Genomic DNA, 20,382 nt, shown 5'->3' with positions numbered 1-20,382 from the left:
GATCGCGTAGATCGCGTGTCTGCGGCTCGGCCAGCTTCAAGCTTGGCGTAATGACCGCGGGTGTATTCGCGCTTACGGCCTGCGTGTCGGATCTCGAGGACGAGCCGGTCGAGGACGTCGGCGGTGGCCAGGAAAGCTTCGAGGCGTTCGAGAGGGCCGCGTTCCGCGAGCCTGACTCTGGTGTCTACATTGTCGATGGGGACACGCCCGTCGCGGACATCAAGCATCTCCGGGAGTTCTGGGAGACGTACGTACGGGATGGCGCCCTCATCGTGCAACGCAGCGGCGGCAGCGATGTCGTCTGGTCGGCGGCCCAGAAGAAGAGCATCACCTACTGCGTGAGCACGACCTTCGGCGCGCGCCATGCCGCCGTCGTGGCGGCCATGGCTGCCGCCACGGCTTCCTGGGAGAGCGCCGCGGATGTCGATTACATCTACCAGAGCGCTCAGGACGCGAGCTGCACTGCCGCCAACAGCAACGTCGTCTTCGACGTGAGGCCGAAGAACTCCGGCGGCCAGTACATCGCGCGGGCGTTCTTCCCCAACGATGCGCGATCGGTGCGGAACGTGCTGATCGACTTCAACGAGCTCGAGGTATCCGGCGTCGCGCTCGAGGCAGCCCTGCGGCACGAGCTCGGCCACACGCTCGGCTTTCGGCACGAGCACACGCGCCCCGAGGCGGGCGTCTGCTTCGAGGACAACGCGTGGCGCGCGCTGACCACCTATGACTCGGATTCCGTCATGCACTATCCCCAGTGCAACGGCACCGGCGACTGGGACTTCGTGCTGACCGCAAGAGACATCCAGGGCGCCCAGGCGCTCTACGGCCCGCCTGGTGGCGCCGGCGGTAGCGGCGGTAACGGCGGCGCTGGTGGCAGCGGCGGCGCTGGTGGCGGTAGCGGCGGCAGCGGCGGCGCTGGTGGCGGCAGCGGCGGCAGCAAGACAGTGACCGAGAACTTCAGCAGCAGCGTCAACGCAGGTGCGTTCGTGGACATCGGACCGAGCGCCGGTTTCGCCATCACGCCGGGGACGAGCCTCACGGTGGTGATGACCGGCACCGGCGATCCCGACCTCTACGTGGAGTTCGGATCGGCGCCGACGACGGCCTCGTACAGCTGCCGCCCGTACCTCTCCGGGGCATCCGAGACTTGCACGTTGACCGTGCCGACAGGGCAAACCAAGGCGTACGTCAAGGTCAGAGGGTACTCCGCGGCCACCTGCAACGTGGCGGTGACCTATACCCGACCGAGCGGCACCAGCAGCGGCGGCGGCACGGCCACGTCGGCCACCTTCAGCGGCAGCCTCGCGGCGGGCGCATCGGCGCCGCACGGGCCCCTCCCGGTGGTTCCTGGCACGAGCCTCCGGCTTGTGATGACCGGCAGCGGCGACCCTGATCTCTATGTGAGGTTCGGCGCCGCGCCGACCCTCACCTCGTACGACTGCCGTCCGTATCTGGACGGCGCCGCGGAGACCTGCAATCTGACGGTCCCGGCGGGGCAGACGCAGGCCTTCCTCTCGGTGAACGGCTTCGCGGCCAGCACATATCAGCTCAGCGCGACCTACACGGCTCCTTAAGAGCGGGGCCCGCTGACGCGCCGAGCCATCCGAGGGAATGGATTGGTCGAATGGTCGCCCAACCGGGTGTGCTCGCACCCATCGAGGGCGTCATTTCGACGTGACGCGACGCGCCTCTGCTGGCGGCAGCCTGGACACCACCGCAGACGAACCCTCGATACGGGGAGGTGGGTATCAGGCGCAGGATGAGCAGAGTACGGAGCGCCCGTCGTCCAAGCTGCGAGCGACATCTCGCACAAAAATCGTCGCCGAAAACTGGGCACCTCTAGCGAACCCTTCTTAGGGTGCTCTCATGGACAAGAAAATTTTAGCCGCAACTCTCCTGCAGGCTCTGGCCATGGCTCAACGCGAAGGACGCTCCGAGACACTCGACTCGCTGGTCGAGAGGCTGCGCGTTCGCCGCCGGGATATTCGCGGCACGCTGACCCTGCTCCACCGCCAAGGCATGCTGGACGTGCTCCACATGCGACTCACGCTCTCCGGGTTCGCCATCGGCTCGGCGCTCATCGGAAAGACGCTGCCGGCGCTCCGGGCGGCTCCGCGGGCTTCCACCGCGGCGGCGTGAGCCAGCGCTGCGCTGCACGCCGCGCGCGGTGAGGGCGGTGAGCGAGCTTCCAGCGCTCGCCAGGCGCTCCCGCGCGACGGCGCCGCCTAGGCCTCGACGAGGCCCGCTCGCACCGCGAGGCGGGTCAGGTCGGCCACGCTGTGCGTCGCCACCTTCGCGCAGAGGCGCGCCCGGTGCGTCTCGACCGTCTTCACGCTGATCGAGAGCTGGACGGCGACCTCCTTGGCCGAGAGGCCCATCGCGAGCAGCCGGAGCACCTGCCGCTCCCGGTCGCTCAGCGCGGCCACCACGTCGCCCCTGGCGGCGGCGTCGCGCCGCTGGAGCGCGCGCACCATCGCGGCGCTCACGTCCGGCGATACGGCCGTGCGCCCCCGGACGACGGTGCGCAGCGCCTCCACGAGATCGGCGAGCCGGCTCTGCTTCGACAGATATCCATCGGCGCCAGCCCGCATCGCCTCGGCTACCCGGAACTCGTCGCGGTGCATCGAGAGCACGATGACGCGGAGCTCCGCGATGCCCTTGAGATTCCGGATGAGGTCGACCCCGCTGCGATCAGCGAGGCCGAGCTCGATCACCGCCACCTGACAGCGGTGGATCTCCTGCGCTCGGAGCGCCTCCTGCCCACTTCCAGCCTGAACGACCTCGCTCACCCCCGGCTGCGACGTCAGCGCGTACGCCAGCGCTTCCCGGACGACGTTCTGGTCATCGACGAGCAGGATATTCATGTCGAAGGCCCCCCTTATCCAAGGGCCTTGTAACAGACTACTTTGAGCTCCATGAACCTGTTTTCTCGGTAAGGATTCGCCTGGCGACGGCGATTCGGTTCCTGTGATGCTGGACTGGGCTCCTCGCAAAGCGCCTTGGACGAGCGCAGGAGAGACATCGACGTCGGGACGATGGCGCTGGAACGTCGTTTCATCCGAGCGGGGCGTTGTGCCTCGGTGGGGGCGCACGCGCTCCAGGAGCCCGCAGCCCGCGCGTCTCGTGACGAGCCCTCGGCGGGCTTCGCCAGGGCGGCGCGGGGGCCGCGCTCGATGCCTCTCCCTCGGCCGTTATGTTTGCGGTAGATAGGCTGCCTGATGCCTCGCCCGCGCGGAGCGCTCTTCTCCGGTCTACGCCATGACTCGGCCTTCTGGCGCCGCGCCCTCGCCGCGGGCGTCAAGCGCGGGCCGGAGCCCTGGGTGCGCCATAGCCCTCCGGTCTTCGGCGTGCTCTTCGCGGCCGCGCTCCCCGAGCTGCGCCGGCGCGTCGAGCAGAACCTCCGCCGCGTCCGCGGGCCGCGGTCGCGCCTCGTCGACCTGCTCGACAGCAGCGCGGTGTTCGCCGCCTACGGAAGCTGCATCGCCGAGGCGCTGCTGCTCGCGAGCGATCGCGGTTACACGGTGGTGCGGCGCTCCCGGGGCGTCGAGCACTACCACGCGTGCGCTGCAGCAGGCCGGGGGGTCATCATCGTCACCGCGCACACCGGGGGCTGGGACATCGCCGGCCAGATCCTCGGCGCGGTGCATCCGGCGGGCGTCATGCTAGCGATGCAGCGGGAACGGGACGCCGAGGCGCGCGCGATCCAGGATGCGGCGCGGCAGCGCGCTGGTGTCCAGGTGGTGCACATCGGCGATGGGCCGCTGGACGCCCTGCCGCTCCTCAAGCACCTGCAGCGAGGCGGCGTGGTCGCGATGCAGATCGATCGCGCGCCGCCCGGGATGCGCAGCCGGGAGGTCACCTTTCTCGGCGGCCGCTGGCGAGCGCCCGAGGGGCCGATCGCGCTCGCCGCGATGAGCGGCGCGCCGATCTTGCCCGTGTTCACGCACCGCCTGGGCTTCCTCGACTACGAGGCGGTCGTGGCGCCGCCGATCCGGCTCGCCCGCCGGGCGACCGAGGAGGAGCGGGACGCGGCCGCGGCCGAGATGATGGGCGCCCTGGAGCGCTTCGTCCGGGCTCACCCGACTCAGTGGTTCCACTTCACCGGCGACGGCCCGGTCGCGCCGGCGGAGGACGGGACGGGTTGAGCTGAACAGCGGAGAAGACCGCAAGTGGGCCGATCAGCGCAAAGGCGGAGAGGCGGAGGCGAGCCGAAAGAACGCCGGAGACATCGAGAGCAGAGATTTCTCTCCGTGTCCTCTTGGCGTCTTTGTTTCTTGTTCCAGGGCGCCTTGCGCGGCGCGGCGCCGCTCTACAGCGGCCCTTCGGTCAGCCCGTGGACGAATTGCCTCACGCGCGGGTCGTCGCTCGCCTTCGCTTCTGCGGTGGTGCCGTCGAAGATGAGCCGTCCGCGGTAGAGCATCCCCACCCGGTCCGTGACCGTGAGCAGCCGGTCGAGATCGCTCGAGACCATCACCACGGTCGCGTTCATCGCCCTCTGCTCGGCGCGGAGCAGGTCGAAGATGCGCTGCGACGTGACCGGGTCGAGGCCGGCCGCGGGCTCGTCGTAGAGGACGATCTCGCCGCGAGCGATCGTGGCGCGGGCGACGCCCACGCGCTTCTTCTGGCCGCCGGACAGCCCCGCCGGCGTCCGTCCCTCGAAGCCCGCGAGAGACACCGCGCGGAGCCGCTCCGCGACCCGCTCCTCGATCTCGTCCTCGCTGAGATCGTAGAGCCGGCGCAGAGGGAACGCGATGTTCTCCCCGACGGTCATGTAGTCGAACAGCGCGTTGTTCTGGAACAGCATCCCGAACTTGAGACGGAACGTCTGGAGCTCGAGCTCGCTGAGCGCGTGGACGTCCTTCCCATCGACGAGCACGTGCCCGCGATCCGGCCGCAGGAGCCCGGTGATCATCTTGAGCAGCACGCTCTTGCCCGAGGCGCCCGGCCCGATGAGCCCGTAGAGGCAGCCTGCAGGCACGTCGAGGTCGACACCCCGGAGTACCGGCATGCCCCCGAAGCTCTTCGTCAGCTGCTCGATCTGGATCATCGGTCGCGTGGACACGGTCGACGGGGAGGGGCGCGCCGGCCTTGTGGCTCGGCGGGGAGGGGCGCGCCGGCCTCCTTTACTTGAACGTCGTCCGGGCGACGTCGAGCCGCGGGTGGGACGGGAACGACATCCCGCGGATTTGCCCGGAGATGCACGAAGCGACGCTCGGGTTCGACGGGCTCGTCGTGACGGTGACCCCCACGGCGCGGCCGTTCTGCACCGCGGCGCAGACGTTCACCTCCATGCTCGAGGGCACGTTGCACGCATTCAGGTACGTGCCGCGGTTCAGCACGTTGCCGTAGGCGCCCGCCGTGAGGTCGGCCGGGCCGTTGTTGCCCATCTTGTACTCCTCGACATAGCGCGCCTGCGCCGCCTCACAGCTCAGGCCAGCGCCGAGCGTCGGGTAGCTGCCGCCGCCGCTCGGCCGCGCCCCGCTCCCGGCGCGCCCGGTCTTGCCGCTGCCGAGGCCGGCGTCGACCTCGATCGCGACGCGGTCGGTGGCGCCCTGCACCGCGAGCTCCTGCTCCTTGTGGCTGCGCTCGCGGTACCACCAGCCCGCGCCCGCGGCGAGGATGACGCCCATCAGGGCGAGACCGAGGAGCGCCTTGTACTGCGTGCCCTGCTTCTCGGCCGACACGACAGCGTCGAGCGCGCGCTTCTCCTGCACGATGTCCCGATTCAGCTTCGCCTGCTCGGCGAACGGGGCGAACTCCTCCCAGTCCTGGATCGCGCGCTCCTCCGCGGAGAACGTGTCGCGCAGCACCTGATCCCCTGTGAAGGAGCCGGACGCGATCTGCTGGAGCAGCTCCACGGACGAGAACGGCCCATGGTCCATGCCGTCCTTGATGACGACGTACCGCGGCCGCGGATCGGACTCGAGCGCGGCCTTGAGATCCGCGAGCTTGCGGGTCGGATCGTTGCCGTGCAGGCGCTGCGGCTGGTTGACCGGGATGGCGACCGCGAACGGTCCATCCCCGGAGACCGCCTGGATCCTCGGCACGGACGGCGCCGACGGGACGCGCGCTTCCTCCTGGTGCCCGGTCGGCGGCATCATCGAGAGGTTGACGTCGACCTCGAACTCGCCGTCGGCATCGAGGTGCGACGTGTCGGCGCTCGGCGGCATCGACGAGGCGCTCGGGACGATCTGGTAGAGCGCCTGCGCGAGGGCGGCGAGATCCGCCGGGCGGTGCTTCGGATCGGCCACGAGCGACTTGCCGAGCACCGTTTCCAGCGCGGGCGGCAGGTCCGGGATCACGTCCGCCGGACGCCGCATCCCCGGGCCGACGCTGCTGTTCGTGAGCATCTCGTAGAGGATGGCCCCCACCGCGAAGACGCTCGCGCGCGCGTCGCCTTCGTTGCCCTTGCGCTCCTCGGGCGCCAGGCAGGCGCGGTCGCGCGGGAGCAGAGGAGGGGTGTGGGCGAGCTCCTCGATCAGCTGGATCGTGCCGTTGGCGTCGTGACCGAGGCACGAGGGGTGCACGAACATGGTCCGCCCCTGCGCGTGCAGCTCGTGCAGCTGGGTGCAGAGCGGCACGGCGAGGCCGATGGCCTCACGGATGTCGAAGCGGCGACCGGTCGCGCGGCGCGACTCCATCTCGGCGCGGAGCGTGCCGGCGGGGATGGACATGCCGGCCGGCAAGGGGGTGAGCAGGGGCTGGACCTGAGCGGACATCGGGGACGAACACTACGACAACACGCCGGGTCCGCTCAACGCCGCACCGCAACGTTGCAGTGTCGACGTGCGGCGAAGCCAGGTGCACACGTGGGACGAGCAGTGCGGGCGTGCGCTTGCGGCGTCAGCGTTCGTCAGCGCGCCTTCAGCGTTCGTCAGCGCGCCTTCAGCGCGTTTGCGCTGGTCTGCGCCCCCTGGTGTCGGTCTGCGTCCGTGCGCGTCCGCCAGCGCGCGTTCGCGCTGGTCTGCGTCCGGGTGCGTCGGCCGGCGTCCGTCAGCGCGTGTTGGTGCCGGTCTGCGTCCGCGGTCGCTCAGCGGTCTCGGCCGCGGCGGCGTCCGCGCCGAGCGCCAGGACGTGGCCTGCGAAGAAGCGGAGCAGGTCGGTCTCGCGCGACTTCGGCCAGCGGGCGTGGTTGATGGCGCCCTTCTTGGCGGAGCAGCGGTTCCGGAGCGCGCAGTGGGGCTCGTCCCTGCCGGCCTCGTCGAGGCGCAGGAACGAGGTGTGCGCGGAGAGCGCGTCGCGCGCGCGCAGCCATCGCTCGACCGATTCACACGGGAACGTGTCGTCGCACGCGCGGTAGACCGCCATCGCGGGCGGGGGAGGGCCGGGGCACGCCCACTCGGCGGGCGGCGCGTTGCTGCCGAACGTGGCGAACGCCGCGACGCGGTCCGCGCGCATCATGGCGTACGTCGCCGCCATGTGGCCGCCGTAGGAGCCGCCGAGCGCGTAGATGCGCCGCCGGTCGACGAGCTTCTTCTCGAGCAGCTGGTCGACGAAGGCGTCGGTGGTCGCGACGTCGACGTTGCCCTCGCCGGTGAACTCGACGTCGAACGGCGCGGTCGGCGTGTACATCTTCGTGCCGCGCTCGCGCTCGGCCTGGCTCGGCGTCTTGAAGGCGCGGCCCTGGGGCGCGAGGACGATGAAGCCCGCGTGGGCCGGGTCGCCGGTCAGGTTCCACGTGGCGCCGAGCTTGCGCAGGCCCGTCTCCTTGTCGACGCTCGTCGGGTTGTCGCCGTCGGCGTGGAAGAAGACGATGAGCGGCAGCGGCGCCCGCGTCTCCACGCCGCTCGGCGCGATCACGCAGGCGTAGCGGGGCGACCCCTCGGCGTCGCGCGTCTCCAGAACCTGGGCGCCGCGGCACGGCGGCCTGCCGAGCGTCTTGCGGAGCTCCCGCCCGGGGCGTCCCTGCTCGGCGACGCAGCTCCCTTCGCTGGGAAGCCTGGCCTCGGGCGGCTTCGTCGGCGGCGCGGCCGCGCTGGCCGGACCGGCCGCGCGGGCGCCCGCGTCCTGCCGGGCCGCCGAAGGCCGCGGCTGCCCGCCGTCGGCCGCGGCTGCGCCGGCGTCCTGCTCGAAGACGCCGAGCAGGTCACCGCCGTCGACCCCCGACGACGGCGTGGAGCACGCGGCCGCGAGCCACGCTGCGCCGCCGGCGAGCGCGGCGGCGAGCAGGGCGCGGCCGCGCCGGAGGCCGGGAAGGTCCAGCGTCGAGGTTCGGTGCGGGCGGCGCCGGGGCTGGGGTCGAGGCACGCGCGCACTGTAGTACGTACAGCTGTCGCGCTGAACCAGCCCGGCATGGCTCGACGGGTCGAGCCGGGCGCGAGCCGAGGTACACCGGACACCTCATGGCGCATCCCGCGGCTCACAGCTGGGTTCGGTAGAGCCGATTCCATCCCGAAGACCGGTGTCGCGGGCATCGAGCGCCTCATCGAGCTGGCCTCGCGCCTGCAAAACAATCGATATCGTGGTTCCCTGGCACCACGAAGAACCGCTCTTTCGGCGCGTGGAGCCGTCCGCGTGTCGCTTCCACGAACTCCGTCGCTGGCCCGTACTCCTCCCGGGTCCCGTGGTCGGCGACATCACTCGTGGAGCAGACGAGATCGATCGGTATCCCATCCTTCGCGAGAGCATCGAGGTTCCTGGCCCGTTGTCTGGATACGCTCAGAAGGAGCAGGCCGCGGGTCGCAGCGGAGGCAGGAAGTGCCACTGGAGGCGATCGGAGCGAGCTGGAACACGGCGCGGTGCCCCGCGGCGGCGAGCGAAGTAAGGTGTCTTACTATCGAGCGCGAGCGGGAGGCGATCGGAGCGAGCTGGGATGCGGCAAGTCGCCCCCGTCCGCCGGTGCGTCGGCTCCGTGCCCGCCGGGGACGAAAACGCTACGGCGGACGCCGCTGCCTTGCGGGGAGGCCCTTCATGGCTAGGCTGTCCGCGGCCCACCCATGACGCTCTTCGATATCCTCGTCGGCGCCGCGCTCGCGGCGGTCCTTGCTTTCCAGGTCTACGTCACCGTGCGCGTCTTCCGGAGCCGCGTCTACGAGCCCAAGCAGAAGGTCTGGCAAGCGCAGCTCGTCTGGCTCTTGCCAATCATCGGCGCCGGGCTTGTGTTCTCGATCCTCCAGGAGGAGGACCGGGCCCACCGCGACGCCTCCTCGCACCTCCGGAGCTGAGCCGTCGCCTCCCGCGCGGCCGCCTTGCGGCCACGTGCGGTCACGTTGAACGGTCGACCTCGCTCCCTTCTCCGTCCTCTACGCCCATCTGGTCACCCCGGCGCCTCTGATAACCCGGTGGACCTGGGACGATCGAACAGGAAAATTCGGTTTCACCCTTCGGTCCAGCGGCGCCGTGCGCTATGGCTCAGGGAGCATGGCGGACGACGTCTTCGGCATCGTCGGGACCACGCAGGCGGGTAATTTCCACGTCGAGCAGGTGGTCGCGGAGGGAGGGTTCGGCGTGGTGTACCGCGCGCTCCACGCCGGCTTCCGCGCGCCTGTCGCCTTGAAATGCCTGAAGGTGTCCGAGGCGAAGACCCCGCGCGAGCGGCAGCTCTTCCTCGAGAAGTTCCGCGAGGAGGCCCAGCTGCTCTTCCGGCTCTCGGCCTCGATCCCGGAGGTCGTCCGCCCGCTCCACGTCGACGTGCTGCACCTGAAGCGAGGGGAGTTCGTCCCCTTCCTGGCCCTCGAGTGGCTGGAGGGCGAGTCGCTCGACAAGGTCATCGATCGACGGAGGCTCAAGGGAGAGCCGCCGATCCCGCTCCACAGGCTGATGAAGATGATGCGCCCCATCGCGCAGGCGATCGCGCGTGCGCACCGCTTCCCGAGCCCGAACGGCACGGTGTCGATCATCCACCGCGACCTCAAACCCGAGAACATCTTCATCACGACGCAGGAGGGGACGGAGCGGCTCAAGATCCTCGACTACGGCATCGCGCAGGCGAAGACGCTGGCCGAGCAGGCCGTCGGACGGGTGACGAACGGCGACCCGCTGAACGCGTTCTCCCCGGCGTACGGCGCCCCGGAGCAGTGGGCGCCGAAGCGGTTCGGGCAGGCGGGAACTTGGACCGACGTCTGGGGTCTCGCGCTCACCATGGTCGAGGCGCTCGTGGGGCGGCAGGTGATCGATGGCGAGGCGCAGGCGATGATGGGGACGGCGCTCGACGTGACGCGCCGGCCCACGCCCCGGGCCGAGGGCGCCAACATCCCGCCGGAGGTCGACGCGGTGTTCGAGCGCGCGCTCGCGGTGAGCCCGCGCGACCGCACGCGCGACATCGAGGCCTTCTGGACGGAGCTGGAGGCGGCGATGGGGCTCCCGGCCACCTTCGGGCGGACCTCCGCGCAGGACGATGCGTACTCCGTTCCGCCGCCTCCGTCGTCGTCGATGCGTGCAGCTCCGCAGGTCAAGCGCGCCGCGCACGTGTGGCTCGACACGCCCAGCGACGCCGGGTCGCTCGAGCTCGATCTCGACGTGGCTCCGGCCTCGATGCGCTCGCCGAGGGGAGGGCGCCGGGACGGCCCTGCGAGCAGCGTGCGCCCGCCGCCGCCCTCGGATTCGGCCGGTCTCGAGATGGACCTCCCCGAGGCGCCGCAGAGCGCGCGGGGCAGAGGCATGGGCGCGCTCGTCCCGGAGAGCGTGCCGACGAGCGCGCGAGGCCGCGGCGGCTTCGCGGAGGCGACGCCCGTGGGCGCGCTCCCGCGCGGCGGCGGGATGGAGAGCGCCCCGCCGAGCATGCTCGCGCGCGGGGGCGGGATGATGGAGAGCTCGCCGCCGCTGGAGATGGCGCTCAGCGTGGCGCCGCGCACGACGTCGGTGGTGCCGGCCGCGGTGCGCGCGCTGTCGGACATGCCGTCGAGCAGGTACCGGCCGACGGCGCGTCCGCCGGCGGACGTGCGGCCGCGCCCGCCGGACCCGAAGCCGCTCGGCGGGCCGACGCTCCTCCAGCAGCTCGGGCTGCCCGTGGCCTGCATCGTGTTCGCGTGCGTGGTCACGGTGGCCGACCTCATCATGAAGCAATCGGGCGAGGCGCTGAGCTTCGGCCCGGTGCGCTCGTTCTGGGTCGCCGGCGTGCTGCTCCTGTTCGGCGTCGGGCTGTTCTTCTGGCGCATGCTCGGAGATGCTGGAGATGCCTGATCTGACGCACGGGAGCGCCGCCGCGGGCGAGCGCGCCGATCAGAGCGTGTCGGCCCGCTTCACGCGGCTGATGAACGCGTCGACCTCGCGGTGGGGCGTGCTCACCGATCCCCCGCTCGTGGCGCTCGCCTCCGGCGTCTTCCTGCTCGTCTTCCTCGGGGCGCTCGGCCGCGACGCGGGCCCTGAGGTCGCGCGCGCGCTCGGGGTCCTCGTGTTCGCGCCGATCTCGGTCGCGCTCGCCGTCAGCGTGGCGCTGCGCGGCGCGCGTCGCGCCGTCGTCGCGTGGCTCGCGCGCCAGCCGTTCCCGGTGGAGAACCTGAACGCCGTGCTGAACGGCCTGGGCGAGGCGCTGGAGGTCACCTTCGTCGGCGCGGCACCGGAGGCGACGGAGCTCAACGTCGAGCTCGACAAGGTGCACCCGGATGCGTTCGTGACGGGGGGCGTCGAGGACGCGCGCACGCTGGACATCCGCATCGGCGTCGTCGACTCGAAGCGCAATCCGGCCGCGACGAACCACCAGCGCTACGCGCGCGTCCGCGAGCTCGTCGAGCGCGTGCTCGTGCCGCTCGCGGAGCGCTATCCGATCCAGGTCGTCCGCGTGAAGTGAGCGCGCGCCGGACGCGCGCATCCAGACGGCGGGGCGTCGTGCGGTCGTCGCGCGCCTCGCGCGGGCGCTTGCCATGTCGCCCCGTTCCCCTGCTATCGTCGCGGCCCATGACCGCCTCGACCTCCGAGAAGCTCCTCTCCGATCTGGAAGCGCGGGGCATCACCCGCGCCAAGATCGGCGGCTTTGACATCGACGGCATCCTCCGCGGGAAGTACGTCTCCATCGAGAAGCTGAAGAGCGCGCTCAAGAGCGGCTTCGGCTTCTGCGACGTCATCTTCGGCTGGGACATCGCCGACGTCCTCTACGACAACGCGAAGGTGACCGGCTGGCACACCGGCTACCCGGACGCGCACGCCGTCCTGGACCCGAGCACGCTGCGCGACATCCCGTGGGAGCCTGGGACCGTCGCGATGCTCGCCGACTTCCGCGACGAGCGCGGCGGCCCGCACCCCGCGTGCCCGCGCTCGCTCCTCCGGAGCGTCATCGCGAAGGGCGAGCGGATGGGGTTCTCGGCGAAGTTCTCGTGCGAGTTCGAGTTCTTTCTCTTCGAGGAGACGCCGCGCTCGCTGCACGAGAAGCGGTTCGCCGGCCTGACGCCGCTCAGCCCCGGCATGTTCGGCTACTCGTGGGTCCGGGAGGGGCAGAACAAGAAGCTAATGGCCGCCATCCTCGATCAGATGCAGGCCTTCGACGTCGAGATCGAGGGCCTTCACACCGAGACCGGCCCGGGCGTGTACGAGGCGGCGATCCGCTACGACGACGTGCTCCGGGCCGCGGACAAGGCCGCGCTCTTCAAGGTCGCCATGAAGCAGATCGCCCACGAGCACGGCCTGTCGGTCACGTTCATGGCGAAGTGGAACGCCGATCTCCCCGGCTCGAGCGGCCACCTGCACCAGAGCCTCTGGAAGGACGGCCGGAACGTCTTCGAGGACGGGTCGTCGCCCGACCGGATCCCTCCGGCGCTGCGCCACTACGTCGGCGGTCAGATCGCTCTGATGCCCGAGCTCACGGCGCTCTACTCGCCGACGATCAACGCCTACAAGCGGTACGTGCCCGGCGTCTGGGCCCCGCTCACCGCCAGCTGGGGCGTCGAGAACCGCACGGCCGCGATCCGCCTCATCGGCCTCGGCACGCCCGGCGCGCGCGTCGAGTACCGGCAGACGGCGGCGGACATCAACCCGTACACCGCCATGGCCGCGTGCCTCGGCGCGGGGCTCTACGGCATCGAGAACGGCGTCGAGCCGCCGACGCAGGCCGCCGGGGACGCGTCGTCCGCCGAGTCCTCGCGCCTGTCGCTGCCCCGTACGCTCTCCGACGCGACCCGGATGCTCGCGGGTAGCAAGATGGCCCGCGAGATCCTCGGCGAGAGATTCGTCGAACACTATGTCCTGACGCGCGACTGGGAGGTGCGGCAGTACGAGCGCGCGGTCACGGATTGGGAGCTGAAGCGTTACTTCGAGGCGGTGTGATCATGAGCCAGTTCACGGTTTGGAGCTTTCCCACACGCATCCTCTTCGGCGCCGGCGTCGTCGAGCAGACAGGCGCCGAGGCGCGCCGGCTCGGCGCGGCGAGGGCGCTCGTCGTCACGGACAAGGGCGTCGTCCGCTCGGGGCTGCTCGAGCCCGTCGCCGCTTCGCTGCGGAAGGAGGGCCTCGAGGTGGCCGTCTTCGACGACGTGCTCGGCAACCCCATCGAGAAGAACGTGCACGATGGCGTCGCCGCGTTCCGCGCGGCCCGCGCCGATCTCGTCGTCGCCCTCGGGGGCGGCTCGCCGCTCGACGTCGGCAAGCTCGTGCGCCTCGGCGTGAACCACGATCGGCCGCTCGTCGACTACGACGACGCCACGGGCGGCGATCGCTTCATCACGCCCGACGTCCCGCCGATGCTCGCGATCCCCACGACGGCCGGGACCGGCAGCGAGGTCGGCCGCTCGGGCGTCGTGACGCTCGACGTGAACCACCGGAAGACGGTGATCTTCTCGCCGCACCTGCTCGCGAACGCTGCGCTGCTCGATCCGGTGATGACGCGGTCGATGCCGGCGTTCCTCACGGCGGCGACGGGCTTCGACGCGCTCACCCACTGTATCGAGGCGTACGTCGCGAAGGGCGATCACCCAATGGCCGACGGCATCGCGCTCGAGGGGATCCGCCTCGCCGCCGCGCACCTCTCGCGGGCGGTCACGCACGGCGACGATCTAGAGGCGCGGGGCGGCATGATGAAGGCGGCGATGATGGGCGCGGTCGCGTTCCAGAAGGGGCTCGGCGCGTGTCACTCGCTCGCGCACCCGCTCTCGAGCGAGTGCGGCCTGCACCACGGCCTCGCGAACGCCCTCTGCCTCCCGCCGGTCGTCGAGTTCAACGTCGTCGCGGCCGCGCCGCGCCTGGCGCGCGTCGCGGCCCTGCTCGGCGCTCCCGAGGACGCCGCCGCGTGCGCCGACGCCATCCGCGCCCTGCGCGCCCGGATCGGGCTCGCGGCCGGCCTCGAGAAGGCAGGCGTCCCCCGCGACAAGCTCGACGCGTTGGCCGACCTCGCCGCCCAGGACGCGTGCCACACGAGCAACCCGCGCCCCTGCTCGCGCGACGATCTCCGCCATCTCTACGAGGCGTCCTTCGCGAGCTGATCGCGCGCGCCTGCCCCGGGCCGGGCGCGCCACGGGGCTCGCGGCGGACGCCGGGCCGACGCGAACGCGTCGCCGCCACGGAAGGTTCGCGCCGGCGAGCGCCTGCCGTGACGGGATCATGGTCATTTCCCGGTGTCCAGCGGGCCGTTGGGCGCCGGCCTACCGCTGGCCGACAATGGATAAATGCGGTACCAGGGGTGCACGATGACCGTCACCTCCACCGAGCGCACCGCGCGTCCAGCGACATGCCAAATGTTCGAGACGCCGCTCATCGAGCGGTTTTCGCGGATCCATCCGATCACGCCGTTCGTCTTCTGGCTGCCGGTCTACGGCTATCTGGGCGTGCGCGCCGCCCGGCATGGTGTCGGCCTCCTGACCGGGCTCGGGCTCGTGCTGGTCGGCCTGTTTCTATGGACGCTCGCCGAGTATGTCCTGCACCGATACGTGTTTCACTACGTCGGGCCGCGCCTGTGGCAGCGCCGGATGCATTTCGTTCTCCACGGGGTGCACCATGATTTTCCGCAAGATGCCGACCGGCTGGTGATGCCGCTCGGCGCGAGCATCCCCCTCGGCATCGCGTTCTACACGCTGTTTCGCGTCGTCTTTGGCCCTGTTCCGGCGGATCCGCTGTTCATCGGCTTCGGCCTCGGATACCTGGCGTACGACGGTACGCACTATGCCATTCATCACTTCCGGATGAGCTCGCGCTGGGGGAAGTGGATCAAGCGCCATCACATGGTCCATCACCACACGGGAGAAAATGCCCGGTGGGGCGTGTCGTCGCCGCTCTGGGACTGGGTCTTCGGCACAATGGGCACGTCGCAGGCGGGAAAAGGCAGCTGAGCGGGACAGCGGCGCGCTCTGGAGCGCGCCGGCGCTGATCGTCGACAGGGGGGAATGGGCCCGGAGCGCGGCGGGTTGAGGGGCCATGAAGCGGTCGCGCCCGGACGCTCGTGCTTGCGCGGGAGATGCTGCGCAGCAGCGCCGCGCGGGGCGGTGCGGCCGCGACCGCACGGCGCCTGCCCAGGCTCAGGCGCGCGGCGGATGGATCTGCTCGACGCGCGGACCGAGGAGGTCGCGGCGCATCGTGGGCCTCACGGCGAGGAGGTGGTGCCGGGAGGAACGAGCCCTGCCGCAGGCGGTGCGCTCGCCGCAGGCAGCCGCCTCATGGCGCCCGCATCGAAGGTGCGGAGCGTGTTGCGCCCGCAGTAGGGGCACAACCACGCCACGTCGAACCGCTCGAGGTGAGCGTTGATGCTGTGCGCCGGCGCGAGCTCCTTGTCGGCTTCACCGGCGGCCGACCGGCCGCGGGGACTCCGGGTGGCCCACCCGGCGGTGACGTGCCGGTGCTCGTCCAGGGTGGCTGACAGGCTTGCCTGGCACTCGCAAGGAGTGGAGATGAGAAACCGACTCATGCGTGACCGTCCTTCGTAGATGTTTCCGTAGACCTTGCTGGCATGCCGCGTCGCGGCGTGCTTGCGGGCGCCGCGGCTGCGAACCGAGAACCGAGACGAACGAGAACCGACGAACGAGAACCGAGACGAACGAGAACGAACGAGAACCGAGAACCGGCGACGAGGAAAGAAGCGCGCCCTCATATAAAGGTTGGTCAGTTTGAGCTCAAGGGGTGTTAGCCTGGGACACGGTTGCCTTGGTGTAGCTGAGGAAGGGGAGTCCATGACCGTTCGACGTGCACCTCGTGAGTGCGAGACGCCGCCCTCGGGCAGGTTGCAGGTCGTCGAGGCCCGCCGGCCTGGGCCGCGCTCTGTGCGCGGCTTCAGGATCCTGCTTGCGCACGACGCCCGCGCCGCGACCTGCGACGCGCTCGCCCGCGCGATCGAGGGGGCGCTGACGAACGTCGAGATCGTGGACGCCTCGTCGATCGACGACGCCCTGCTCGCGTCGGCGACCGAACGGTTCGACGCGTGCCTCGTCTGCCTGGATCTTCCGCCGGCCCCGCTCGGCGGCGCGCGCCTCGCGAGCGAGCTCGTGGACAGCAACCACCCGGTCGTGCTCGTCACGCGGAGCCTGCGCTGGCTGCCGCCGGACAGGCCCATCCTGCACCAGCTGCCCTGGATCCCGCCGGACGCGGGCACGAACGAGATCTCCAGCGCGATCGCGGCGGCGACCAGCGACTGCGACAGCGCCATCCGCGCGCGCTCGCCGCTGCCGGGCGAGACGCTCGGCGCGCCGGCGCTCCGCGCGCGCCGGTAGCGGCGCGGCTGGGCCGGTGGCGGCGCGGCTGGGCCGGTAGCGGCGCGGCTGGGCCGGTAGCGGCGCGGCTTGGAGAGGGCGCCGAGTCCCGCCTCCGGTCGAACCGGTCGAACCGGGCGGAGACGTGAAGACGTGAAGACGTCGGGATCGAAAACGAAATGAAGGGGTTGCGAAGCGGCCCCGGATTCGGTAGAAGCTTCCTCCACCTCGCGCGGGACTAGCTCAGTTGGTAGAGCATCAGCTTCCCAAGCTGAGGGTCGCGGGTTCGAATCCCGTGTCCCGCTCCGAGGATCGCCGACCCCCTTTTTGCGCTGGCGATCCTCCTGCACCTCGGGTGCTTCGAGGTTGAGGGACGTCTCGCGTTGGAGCGCCTTTTCAAATGGCGCTTCGTGCTCGAGCGGCATCTCGGACGGCACGTCGCGCTGAGCTCGGGCTACGGCGCTCGCTGAGCGAGCGCCTGCGCTCGCGCCACCGGGCAGCGTTCGCTGCGCGAGACGGACGCGCTCTGGGGGCGCACGACGCTCGAATCGGGGCCGGTCCCGCTGCGCGGACGGCGGTGCCCGACAGCATGGGGACACCGGGAGGTGTTCATGAAGGATGGCCGGCGCATCGCGCTGAACGCGGCGCTGATGCTCCTGAAGCAGGCGATCATGGCCGTCCTTGGCGTCGTGTTCGTCGGCTATCTCGCGCGGAAGGTGGGGGTCGCCGCCTGGGGGGAGTTCCAGGCGTCGCTCGCGATCGCGGGGATCGTCACGATCGCCGCCGGCGTCGGGGTGAGGGGATACCTGGCCCGGGAGGTCGCCGTGAAGCCCGAGCTCGGGCCGCGTCACCTCGGCGCAGCGCTCGCCATCCGGGGCGTGACCGGGACGGTGGTGCTCGGCGCGACCGTGGCCGTCGTGCTGGCGACGCGCTCGGGGCTCGGCGCGCAGCTCATCGTGCTCGCCGCGGCTTCCCAGCTGGCGACGCTGCTCTACTCGACCATGTGGCTCTCGTTCGAGGCCCACGAGCGGTTCCAGTACATCCTGTACGCGGAGCTCGGCGCGCGGCTGTTCGTCATCGCGCTCTCGGCGGCCTTGCTCGCGCTCGGCTTCGGCGTCGTCGCCGCGGCCGTGGCGTTCCTGCTCGGCAACGTGCTGGAGCTCGCCATCACCTCGCACTATCTCCGCGCCCGCCTCTACCGGCCCGAGCTCACGACGCCGCCCGCCGAGCTCTGGCAGATCGCGAAGCGCAGCCTGCCGATCGGCGCGCTCGGGGCGCTCTCGAGCGCGCTGCTCCAGATCGACCGCGTCATGCTCCGCGCCCTCTGCGACGAGGAAGCCGTCGGGGTCTACAGCGCCGCCTTGGTGCTGAGCGAGAACTTCAGGATGCTCCCCGACGTCCTGCTCGGCGCCGCCTTCGCGGCGGGCATGCGCCTCTACGCCCAGGATCGCGACGCGTTCGGGCGCCTCTACGGCGGTTGCATGCTCGTCGCCGCGCTCTTCGGGCTGCCCGTCGCCGCCGGCATCTTCCTGCTCGCGCCGGACGTCATCCAGCTCGTCTACGGAGGGGCGGGCGACTACGCCCCGGCGGCCGACGTCCTCCGGATCCTCGCGTGCGGCGTCCCCGTGACGTTCGCGTTCCAGGTCGTGACGCTGCCGCTGCTCGCGGCGAAGCGCGAGGTCGCGATGGTGAAGCTGCTCGCGCTGGCGCTCGTCGCCGACGTCGCGCTGAACCTGCTCCTCCTGCCGCGCTACCGCGCCATGGGCGCCGCGTGCGCGACGCTGGCCGTGAGCGCCGGCGCGCTGATCGCGTCGTGGGGCATCTCCGCGCGCTGGGCCCACGTCGTGGAGCTCGGCCGCATCCTCGCGGTCCTCGCCGCGACGGCGGTCATGGTCACCGCGGCCTACGTCGCCCGCGTCCTCGCCGGCATGTGGGCGTCGATCGCGGTGGGCGTCGCCGTCTACGCCGTCCTCCTCCTCGCGTTGCGCGTCGTCTCCTTCCGCGAGCTGCGCGCGCTGCTCGCGCGCCGCGTCCGCGCCTCACCCGCCACCGTGGCTTGACCTGCGTTCCATCGCGGGCGGGCCCGGCGCTGCGCGCTCTTCTGCGCCGCTGTGGGGAACACGGGGCCATCGAGTTTTCCGCATTTTCCGCCGGGAGCAGCGCTCGCCGTGGGTCTCTGCGGCTGCCGACATGCGCTCTCATCCGGCGGGATCCACGCAGAACCGCGCGATGCCCATGGCTCGGAGGTGACGCTGCCGCGGCACTTTCCGTGGCATGCAGCGTGAATAGCGAAGGCGCGATGTGGCGGCGCGGGCAAGTCCGGGGGCTGGCCGGGGTGGGGCGACTCCGGCAGTGGATGGCGCGGCGGCCGTCCTCTCTTCGCGCGTTCGGGATGCCGGCGCGAAGCGAGGGGGGCGCGGCAGGGCTGCCGTGGAGCTATCGAGAGATGGACCTGCCCATGGGCGACGGCGGCTATGCGTTGCTCGCGCGCCTGTCGGCAGGCGGCATGGCGGAGCTGTTCCTCGCGTGCCGGCGCGGGCCGGCAGGTATCGCCCACCCCGTCGTCGTGAAGCGTCTTCGCCCCGAGGCGAGGCGAGATCCGTCGATCGTGCGGATGTTCCTCTGGGAGGCCTGGATCAGCGCCCGGCTCCAGCACCCCAACGTGATCCGGTTCCACGACTTCGTCGTTCACGAAGGACGCCATCACCTCGTGATCGAGTACGTCCCGGGCTGCGATCTGGCCGCCGCCGCGCGCTCTCTCTTCGCGGAGGGGCGGCCGTTCCCGCTCGAGGCGGCCATCGAGATCGGCCTGGGCGTGCTGCGGGCGCTCGGGCACGCGCACGGGCTCCGCGACGACGGCGGGAAGCTCGTCGGCCTCGTGCACCGCGACGTGAGCCCGCAGAACGTGCTCCTCTCGCTCGAGGGGGAGATCAAGCTCATCGACTTCGGCGTCGCGCAGATGACGGGGATGAGCGGCATGGAGGAGGCCGGCCCCTTCGGCTCCCCGTGCTCGTCCGACGACGCGGCCCCGTCGAGCGACGGCGGCACGGTGAAGGGAAAGCTCGGCTATGTGGCGCCCGAGCAGCTGCGCGGGCAGAGGGTCGACGCGCGGGCCGATCTCTTCGCGGTCGGCGTGATCCTCTTCGAGCTGCTGACGGCGCGTCGCCTCTTCCACCGCAAGGACGACGGCGCGACGATGGGCGCGGTGCTCTCCGGCGAGGTGCCGGCGATCGCGCCGCTCCGCCCCGCGTGCCCGGCGCTGCTCGAGGAGGCGATCCGGCGCGCGCTCGCGCGCGATCCCGAGGGCCGCTTCGAGACCGCGGCGCAGATGGAAGAGGCGCTCGCCGAGGTGCTCGCCTCGTTGCGCCGAGCGCCGAGCGGCGGCGACGAGCCGAGCTCGAGCGAACGCGGGCTGCTCGCGGGTCAGGAGATCGCCGCGCTCGTGCGCGAGGTTGCGAGCGGGCGCGATCGGCACCGGTCGCTGCTCGTGCGGGGCTGTCGGAGATCCGCCGGGTCTCGCGGGCGCACGGGCCCGCGGCGGATCGCCGCGGGCCGCTCCGGGGACGATCGCGGCGAGGTGACGCCAACGCTGCGCGGGACAGACGCACGCCCCTCTGCGCAGGAAGAAGGGGGCGAGCGCAGCGAGGCCAGGAGCGCCGTCACGCCGGACTGGAGGGACGCGCGCCCGCTGAGGCGCGTTCGACTCCTGCCCTGGCTCGTGATCGCGGCGGTGACCATCGCCGCAGGGGCGCTCGCCGGCAGGGCGATCGGCGCGTTCGACGGCGGCGTTGCGCCGGCGAGCCGCGGCGCGCCCCGCGACTGACGAGCGCTCCAGCGCCGG

General features: G+C 71.3%; 17 protein-coding genes and 1 tRNA gene. 13 read left to right on the top strand and 5 right to left on the bottom strand.

The window, feature by feature from the left end; translation table 11 throughout:
* Window positions 1-83: 83 nt before the first annotated feature.
* Entirely contained in the window at window positions 84-1,574 is a 1,491-nt protein-coding gene (locus WMF39_RS21925) for a pre-peptidase C-terminal domain-containing protein (RefSeq protein ID WP_437747409.1), read from the top strand.
* Between the two features lie 292 nt (window positions 1,575-1,866).
* On the top strand, window positions 1,867-2,139 hold the full coding sequence (locus WMF39_RS21920) for a hypothetical protein (protein ID WP_437747408.1): 273 nt from the start codon (window positions 1,867-1,869) through the stop codon (window positions 2,137-2,139).
* Between the two features lie 86 nt (window positions 2,140-2,225).
* Here the strand turns inward: WMF39_RS21920 and WMF39_RS21915 are convergent, their stop codons facing one another.
* Window positions 2,226-2,864 (bottom strand): response regulator, encoded by a 639-nt coding sequence (locus WMF39_RS21915; protein ID WP_437747407.1) that lies wholly within the window; start codon window positions 2,862-2,864, stop codon window positions 2,226-2,228.
* Window positions 2,865-3,218: 354 nt separating this feature from the next.
* Between WMF39_RS21915 and WMF39_RS21910 the strand changes: the two genes are divergently transcribed.
* Window positions 3,219-4,145: a lysophospholipid acyltransferase family protein gene (locus WMF39_RS21910; protein WP_437747406.1), complete on the top strand. Its 927-nt coding sequence runs from the start codon at window positions 3,219-3,221 to the stop codon at window positions 4,143-4,145.
* Window positions 4,146-4,309: 164 nt separating this feature from the next.
* Here WMF39_RS21910 and WMF39_RS21905 read toward each other — a convergent pair whose 3' ends face one another.
* The 3 genes from WMF39_RS21905 to WMF39_RS21895 form a co-directional block, all read right to left on the bottom strand.
* Window positions 4,310-5,062 (bottom strand): ABC transporter ATP-binding protein, encoded by a 753-nt coding sequence (locus WMF39_RS21905; protein ID WP_437747405.1) that lies wholly within the window; start codon window positions 5,060-5,062, stop codon window positions 4,310-4,312.
* Between the two features lie 61 nt (window positions 5,063-5,123).
* Window positions 5,124-6,719, bottom strand: a complete 1,596-nt coding sequence (locus WMF39_RS21900) for a hypothetical protein (RefSeq protein ID WP_437747404.1) — start codon at window positions 6,717-6,719, stop codon at window positions 5,124-5,126.
* A 274-nt stretch (window positions 6,720-6,993) separates the two neighbouring features.
* A complete protein-coding gene (locus tag WMF39_RS21895; RefSeq protein WP_437747403.1) occupies window positions 6,994-8,247 on the bottom strand; it encodes an alpha/beta fold hydrolase in 1,254 nt (417 codons plus the stop codon).
* 689 nt (window positions 8,248-8,936) lie between these two features.
* Between WMF39_RS21895 and WMF39_RS21890 the strand changes: the two genes are divergently transcribed.
* The 6 genes from WMF39_RS21890 to WMF39_RS21865 all read left to right on the top strand — a co-directional run bounded on the left by WMF39_RS21890 (window position 8,937) and on the right by WMF39_RS21865 (window position 15,191).
* Complete coding sequence (locus WMF39_RS21890; RefSeq protein ID WP_437747402.1) at window positions 8,937-9,164, top strand: hypothetical protein; 228 nt, start codon at window positions 8,937-8,939, stop codon at window positions 9,162-9,164.
* A 196-nt stretch (window positions 9,165-9,360) separates the two neighbouring features.
* A complete protein-coding gene (locus WMF39_RS21885) occupies window positions 9,361-11,121 on the top strand; it encodes a serine/threonine protein kinase (RefSeq protein ID WP_437747401.1) in 1,761 nt (586 codons plus the stop codon).
* On the top strand, window positions 11,114-11,728 hold the full coding sequence (locus WMF39_RS21880) for a hypothetical protein (RefSeq protein ID WP_437747400.1): 615 nt from the start codon (window positions 11,114-11,116) through the stop codon (window positions 11,726-11,728). Before WMF39_RS21885 ends, WMF39_RS21880 begins: the two co-directional genes overlap by 8 nt.
* A gap of 107 nt (window positions 11,729-11,835) precedes the next feature.
* Window positions 11,836-13,197, top strand: a complete 1,362-nt coding sequence (locus WMF39_RS21875) for a glutamine synthetase family protein (RefSeq protein WP_437747399.1) — start codon at window positions 11,836-11,838, stop codon at window positions 13,195-13,197.
* Complete coding sequence (locus tag WMF39_RS21870) at window positions 13,194-14,348, top strand: iron-containing alcohol dehydrogenase (RefSeq protein ID WP_437747398.1); 1,155 nt, start codon at window positions 13,194-13,196, stop codon at window positions 14,346-14,348. The genes WMF39_RS21875 and WMF39_RS21870 overlap by 4 nt, the downstream gene beginning before the upstream one ends.
* 204 nt (window positions 14,349-14,552) lie before the next feature.
* Window positions 14,553-15,191, top strand: a complete 639-nt coding sequence (locus WMF39_RS21865; protein ID WP_437747397.1) for a sterol desaturase family protein — start codon at window positions 14,553-14,555, stop codon at window positions 15,189-15,191.
* 251 nt (window positions 15,192-15,442) lie between these two features.
* Here WMF39_RS21865 and WMF39_RS21860 read toward each other — a convergent pair whose 3' ends face one another.
* Window positions 15,443-15,763, bottom strand: a complete 321-nt coding sequence (locus tag WMF39_RS21860; protein WP_437747396.1) for a hypothetical protein — start codon at window positions 15,761-15,763, stop codon at window positions 15,443-15,445.
* Between the two features lie 262 nt (window positions 15,764-16,025).
* On the opposite strand from WMF39_RS21860, the gene WMF39_RS21855 reads away from it, so the two are divergent.
* The 4 genes from WMF39_RS21855 (at window position 16,026) to WMF39_RS21840 (ending at window position 20,364) form a co-directional block, all read left to right on the top strand.
* Window positions 16,026-16,562, top strand: coding sequence for a hypothetical protein (locus WMF39_RS21855; protein WP_437747395.1), 537 nt, complete (start codon window positions 16,026-16,028; stop codon window positions 16,560-16,562).
* A gap of 211 nt (window positions 16,563-16,773) precedes the next feature.
* Window positions 16,774-16,846: transfer RNA gene (locus tag WMF39_RS21850), tRNA-Gly, on the top strand.
* A gap of 306 nt (window positions 16,847-17,152) precedes the next feature.
* Window positions 17,153-18,601, top strand: a complete 1,449-nt coding sequence (locus tag WMF39_RS21845; RefSeq protein ID WP_437747394.1) for a flippase — start codon at window positions 17,153-17,155, stop codon at window positions 18,599-18,601.
* 332 nt (window positions 18,602-18,933) lie between these two features.
* Window positions 18,934-20,364 (top strand): serine/threonine protein kinase, encoded by a 1,431-nt coding sequence (locus tag WMF39_RS21840; RefSeq protein ID WP_437747393.1) that lies wholly within the window; start codon window positions 18,934-18,936, stop codon window positions 20,362-20,364.
* The last annotated feature ends 18 nt before the right edge of the window (window positions 20,365-20,382 follow it).

This window comes from Sorangium sp. So ce1504 (genome assembly GCF_051521635.1).
Classification (GTDB): domain Bacteria; phylum Myxococcota_A; class Polyangia; order Polyangiales; family Polyangiaceae; genus Sorangium; species Sorangium cellulosum_B.
The sequence above is the reverse complement of the archived record's forward strand: the minus strand, read 5'-3'. Positions and strand labels throughout refer to the sequence as shown.